6 protein-coding genes and 1 pseudogene are annotated in these 6,295 nt (G+C 40.3%); all 7 read right to left on the bottom strand.

The genetic code is table 11. From position 1 onward, the window contains the following. Nucleotides 1–312: 312 nt before the first annotated feature. Entirely contained in the window at nt 313–531 is a 219-nt protein-coding gene (locus K364_RS0103670; RefSeq protein WP_028306880.1) for a hypothetical protein, read from the bottom strand. A gap of 145 nt (nt 532–676) precedes the next feature. Next, nucleotides 677–1,726: an IS1096 element passenger TnpR family protein gene (locus tag K364_RS26075; protein WP_035267806.1), complete on the bottom strand. Its 1,050-nt coding sequence runs from the start codon at nt 1,724–1,726 to the stop codon at nt 677–679. A 13-nt stretch (nt 1,727–1,739) separates the two neighbouring features. Beyond that, nucleotides 1,740–2,228 (bottom strand): metallophosphoesterase family protein, encoded by a 489-nt coding sequence (locus K364_RS27055; protein ID WP_028306879.1) that lies wholly within the window; start codon nt 2,226–2,228, stop codon nt 1,740–1,742. Between the two features lie 175 nt (nt 2,229–2,403). Further along, nucleotides 2,404–3,451 (bottom strand): annotated as a pseudogene (locus K364_RS27800) (virulence RhuM family protein). 569 nt (nt 3,452–4,020) lie between these two features. Next, complete coding sequence (locus K364_RS26065) at nt 4,021–4,332, bottom strand: transposase (RefSeq protein ID WP_242841646.1); 312 nt, start codon at nt 4,330–4,332, stop codon at nt 4,021–4,023. Nucleotides 4,333–4,336: 4 nt separating this feature from the next. Next, entirely contained in the window at nt 4,337–6,049 is a 1,713-nt protein-coding gene (locus K364_RS0103640) for a transposase (protein WP_028306877.1), read from the bottom strand. Between the two features lie 2 nt (nt 6,050–6,051). Beyond that, nucleotides 6,052–6,273 (bottom strand): hypothetical protein, encoded by a 222-nt coding sequence (locus K364_RS27050; protein WP_028306876.1) that lies wholly within the window; start codon nt 6,271–6,273, stop codon nt 6,052–6,054. Nucleotides 6,274–6,295 lie beyond the last annotated feature (22 nt).

Here is a 6,295-nt window from a genome sequence, read left to right as displayed (position 1 = left end):
AATCTGAGAATTGGCTAGTAGTTCAATGAATTCTAATGTGTTAAACTTCTTGAAATACTTATCGGCTTCCATGTCTGATAAAAAACTTAAAAAATTTTCGTTAATTATTGGTTTAAACAGTTGAAAAAAAGTGGATTTATTGATATCCTTGCCTTGCATGATTTACTCCTTTATATTAGGGATTTGGCAAGGACTACCTTGTTATCTCTATTATAAAGGATTTTTTAATGCAAATACAGCAAAATATCTATTTTATCTTCTTAATTCGCAGCATTTCTTTGATTATCAAAATTTATTATAACTTGACAAATTCTAAATGTTTTTTTGCAACGTTACTGTAATATTATCAAGAAATCTACTTAATTCAACACGTGATTTTTCACCGCTATTAGCAATCTCAAGAATATGCATAAAAGAAAGTATGGGAGATATAACATTTTCCTGCAGTGCTTTCTTAAATTTGTTAATATCTGTTTTTCCTCTTGTTAGATCAATCCAGTTTGCGTAATCTAGATAAATCGTCTTACACATCTTAATCCCCCGCTATGCAATGATTCATGATTTGGCCCCGGCGTCAATTCCTTCAGCTGATTGAACACCCTAAGGTACGCCTCCAAAGCTCCGTCTTTCATAGAATATTCTTTATTCAGCTCTGTCCAGACTTTTGATCATCAATTTACAATATCTTTTTATTCGCAATCTTTTTTTCACTCCACCCAAGACCCTTTGCCCAAGCGCGAAGCCCATTGCTTTCCTCTTTGTCGTCACTTTCATAGACAGTCCCTAAAAAATCAGCAAATCCGCTTAGTCCGCCTACATCGTCAAGTAAAAATACTCCGTCTTTATGAATACAAACGGGCATATGCTTATTCATCACAATATCGTTCGCATAGGCAATCTCTTCATGCGAAACAGACCCGCTTTCGAGCAGGCCCCTGCAATTGTCTCCCTTAGTTATGACAATAGTCCAATTATCCCCAAAATCGTACGTATAAACAATTTCCTTTGCTACTGGAAACAACCGTTCTTCACCAAGCAGTTCATCTTTGCCTGCTAAAATCTTGCTGACTTCCAATCGCTCTAATAAATTTTCAGTTCCGCTATCAATGATAATAGACGAATTCATTTCTACAAGAGTCAACTCAATCAAAGGAGCTTTGCGTAAAGTTTTAATTTCCTCGTCCCCAGCCTTTTTAGTCCGGGCCATGTAATCTATAAATGACTCTTTAACCTCAAGCATCTTAAAATTATCCATGAGCTGCTTCACATCTCTTTTCGCAACTTCTGGATGCTCCAATTCCCCACCATAAAAATATGGCCCGGTGTATTTCTTTTTTAGCCATGCGCTTATGCTGCCTTTTTCATAATCATCATCCCAGAAAATATCTTTCTCTGATTCGGATGGAGGCTGAAATAAAATACCCACTAAATCCGACCAGCCTTTAACAGTGCCACCGGTCAGTTTTTGATATACTTCTTCCGGTAGATGAAAACTGCGTAAATGTGAATTTTGCCAACCATATAGTTTTTGTATTGCATAGTGCAGGTTATGGAGCGGTATATCAGATGGTATTAGAATATCTCTGCATATAGACTCTCCCGTAGAAGATTCTCCATATCTTTTTAACATTCTCTTCTGGTATTCCGTCAGGTATTCTCCTCTCAGTTCCAAATGAAGATGAACCGATGTGATTTCATCTTTATTGCTTCTTCTTTTGTTTTTCATCTTGTCCTCCTTTTCAGCTATCCTTAAACTTTCTATTATTCAAAATCAGTTCTTCTAAAATAGCTGGCTTATAGTCGTTAATCTCTACGCTTGCATTTAATGCATTATCCATCCGCCTCAATGCTTCAAATGTCAGTCCGTCCTTCTTGTTATGTATATGTGCATGAATATGTAAAGCCCCCCGTGCTGCCCCACCCCACGAAAGCATGGGATAATGACAAAGTGCAATTCTTCTTTCGCCGTCTTTTATTTCAACGGAATTTTTAGAATAGCTGTTATTATCATCTTTGTTCAAATAAGCATGGGCTTCCTCAAAAGCGAGCAAAAGAGGTCTATTCTTGCCTGTGTATGATTCGTTCCTGCCCCAAAACATACTATCATAAACAAAACGTGTTATGAGACCAATGGTAATATCCAATACTTCAAAAGGGACACCACTCAAATCAAGTATGGTCAGTTTCTTGTCACTGCCTATCCAATCATTTAGAAAGCATATTTCCAACTACAATCCCGCAAACCCGCTTCACATCAGGCGTTTCGTCGTTGCAACAGGATTACGGCCTCCGCATGCCTTGAGGATACAAAAAAGATGCCGTAGTCCTCTGGTATCCCCTTGGCGGGAGAATCCCTGATAACATTACCTATTTTAGAGGTGTCGAATTCGGCGACTTTATATATTACTCTTCATTCTTTATATCATCAATTAGTTTATTAAAGTCAGATTGGAACAGTCTATCCTGGATAATGCGATATTTCTCAAACTCGCTTTCCGCATGGGCTTTAGCAATCTCCATCGTCACCTTTCCTGCATCTTGTAAAACATCACGATCAGCTGCCTCTATAAAACGGTTCAACCATGTTTCCCAATCCTGCATGGACATGGGTATGTGCCGAATCGCCATATTCTCTGCAATGTCTAAATAAGCCGAAACCAGTCTCTGCAATTGTCCCATCTCGAATTCGCTCAGGTAGTTCTTGGCTACTGATACGTCGAATTTCTGGATTTTTCCGTGTGGCGCATCTTTCCATGTGGTTAGTCCCATATGTTTCTTCTCTGCATTTGCGCGGTTATGGATAACTTCTGAAGCAGTCTGTCTGTCCATGAATCGCCCAATGAAGCTTATTTTGGACAGTAGCAAAGAAGCGTTTTGTGGCACTTGCATTTACATCATAATCAATGGCGGTAGCATAAATATCTGTAATTTTTTGATAAAACTTCCGCTCGCTCAAGCGAATTTCACGGATACGCTGGAGCTGCTCTTCAAAATATTGCTCTGTCAGAATAGAACCGCCATTCTTCAATCGGTCATCGTCCATAGCGAACCCTTTGATAGTATACTCCTTCACAATCTGATTCACCCATTTACGAAATTGAACAGCCCGTTCATTGTTTACTTTAAAACCCACAGCAATAATCATTTGCAGATTATAATGTTTAATAACGCGTGCAACTTGACGTGAACCTTCATTTTGAACTATCCGGAAATTCCGGATAGTTGATTCTTGTTCAAGTTCATTATCGGAATATATCTTTTGCATATGTTCGTTTATTGTTCGTACATCAACATCATAAAGCGTTGCCAGCATCTTTTGCGTAAGCCAGATATTTTCGTCTTCATAACGCATTTCAAAACTTTGAGGATCATCACCCGTTGCAGCAATAAAAGTCAAGTATTCCGCCGTACTGGAACGGATTGTTATTTCATTCTTTTTTTTCTTCGCCATAAGATTATATCCTCCACCTTGACTTATTGATATCCACTGCTTTAATTTACAACTGCCTACAATCTGTAGGCAGTTTACTACATTTCGCAGTCAACTCAATTATACAAAACATTTGTTCTCTTGTGCAAGATAAAAACGGGTATCTTTCGTTAGAAAGCTCTTCGTAAGAAAGCAATGAAGCTATGAGGTAGCATGGCATAATACGAAAGACTTAACGTCTGTAATTGCTAAGAAAATGATCTATGCGTGTCCTTGTACTCCTCCCTGGTTGGTCTGAAAACTGAATTGTTACCCATCCATCCTCTTGAGCAGTTATCGTTGCAATCACACCGGAATCCATTTCCAGTTCAAGTTTTCCGCCTACACTCTTGCTGGATGGGCTGTTTTTCCAGGAGATTCTTCTGTAAAAACCCTGCTCCAATTTGTATAAAGAAATTTTTGAAGAATGGCTATATATCTGCGCCCATCTTCCGGATGCATAACAAAAATATAAGAGCGCTGTGTTCCCTTATGGTATGTAAGGAGGCTCTTGCTCATAAGCGTGGGTAATATTGCAATTTCTGTGTATTTTAGCCTGGCAAAACCATGTACGCATTGAGCAAGAAAATGCCTGCTCTGCCCGAACTTCTTCGGTGGATTGCTTTGATCCTGCTGTTGACTCCTTCCATGGGGCCATTGCTTATCTCGCCATAAATTAAGCTGTTTTTTACAGCTTCATAATCATCGGACAGTCCCTTCACATATTGCGCCAAAGCGTCGACATCGCTTTCACTGTATGTATGAATCAGCATATCAAGCGCACCGACATCACGGGAGTCGAATACGTTATACACGTCTTTAAGGAATTGGATGAGAATCAGGATTATCGGGTACATCTCTATTGCTTTATGGAAGAGTTGGTTTTTTTTTAGGTTTTTCCTTTTCCTCAGGTATTTCCTTTTCAGGCCCCAAAATCAGTTCGGTCACTTTTGTGCTGAAAGGCGAGTTGTTAGCCTTAGGGGTTTTCTTTGTTGCTTCAGATTTTGTGTCCTGCTCGCTGTTCTCTGCATTTCCTGGTCGACTATTTGATGCTTCTTTCAAAATCGCTGAATATATTTTGTCTCTGGGATAGCTTTCCAGTGTCATTTCAGGAGGCATCTCGGTCAGTTTGCGATTGAGTTGATCCGGAACTTCCCTGCGCAGTTTCAAAATATATTGATAAATGGCATTACTGCTGCCGGTATAGCCCATCTCCTGAATAACCGGGTATATCGTTCTGTGATTTCCGCCTGACTTCACCATGGCCATAACCGTTTCTCTATACGGTTCGACTATGGTTTCACTTGCCGGTCGCACATTCGGACCTCCCACTGTCTTTGGTGTATGACTACCTTGTCTTTCTTCGCGGTTTTCTATGGCATTGTTCTGAGCATCAATATTTTTTTTGATCCTGTCTTCAACATAGCGAAGTGTGCTGGCGGCACTCCTGCGGAGAGCCTGCACGTCCTTATACGGCACATCCATTTCCTTTGCTATGTCGGCTGTTTTCAGGCCTTTGTCCGCCAGTTCCAATAGTTTTAAGGTGTTTCTGTATTTTCTGGCCTTGGCAGGTGTCAGCCCCGCAAGCTTTATATATTCCTCAGCCCTCTCATCCGGAACGTAAAAATATGACGTGGAATTGACGGAATCCTCCGGTGTTGTCTGTACCCAACCATCCCCGTCACGTACGAATATTGTCGCTGGAATGGATGCCATCAGTGCGTTTTGAATCGCTTCCTGTGCATTCTTAATCAGGTGAAACCGATCCGCGATTTGTATCTTCCCACACTCGGCACCTGCTGAAGAATATGCAGTTGCCCTGTCTCTGCTAAAAAACTGTGCTGAGGGAAACATTTCCAATGCACGCTTGGTCATTTCTTTTGTCGTGCCTTTTATGATGATTAAAACCTTATGCGTCTCTTCGTCCAGCAGTACGGTACAACCCGACTTTTTGTCTCCCTTGCGCAGGTTAATGTCGTCTACTGCCAACACTTTCACATCATCCCGCGTTATGTTGTCTTCAATTTTTGCCGCGGCTTCGGATTTTAAATATCTCCCAAGTGTATCATTACTTATCACAGCGCCTTCCATCCTTAGCTCGTATTCCGCATGGTTGCATCCACATCCAAGGGAACGTTCTATACAGTATTTTTTGAAACGAACCGTTTTCCTTGCTTTCTCTTCGGAAAAATGACTGAATCGCTCAATGAATTCCTCGTATTTGCACTCTGAATTCTCGCAGAAGTATCTGTTGAAGCGTACGGCGTGATACACAGCCTTGTTGTTGTATGGTATATCTTGTATTAGCTTGGTGTAGTAGTCGCTGCTCGGCCTTGTACTCAGCGTTCCGCAAAATGGGCATAGTGCATCCACAGAATTCGATTCCCAGAAGTACTGCATTTCTTTCTTGTCCTGCTCAATGTTCTGCAGCATCAGACTGCTTGGCACTATTCCATCGAAATCAAAAAACTTTCTTGCTTCCATTTCAACCAGATAGACCGAGTGTGATTCCTCTTTGCTGAAACCGCCCTTTATTAACCGATTTATGAGGACGTCTTTCCAACTCAATTTACCTGACATAATCATCTCTCCCGCTCACAAAATTTAATTATATCATAACATAGAGCAGGGTCAATGTCCAGCTTTTTCCCACGATTATGAGCAAGAGCCTGTAAGGATATTGATTTATTATAATTAAGTTCTTTTTCAATAAAATCGCATTCTCCAATTGTGCCTTGCGTAAAGTTTTCATTATCATAGTTTTTGCCGTAGTTTTCAAATAAAGCTTCATACCATTTTTTCAACTTACTCACTCCTCGTATACAG

The organism is Desulfitibacter alkalitolerans DSM 16504, from assembly GCF_000620305.1.
GTDB lineage: Bacteria > Bacillota > DSM-16504 > Desulfitibacterales > Desulfitibacteraceae > Desulfitibacter > Desulfitibacter alkalitolerans.
The sequence above is the reverse complement of the archived record's forward strand: the minus strand, read 5'-3'. Positions and strand labels throughout refer to the sequence as shown.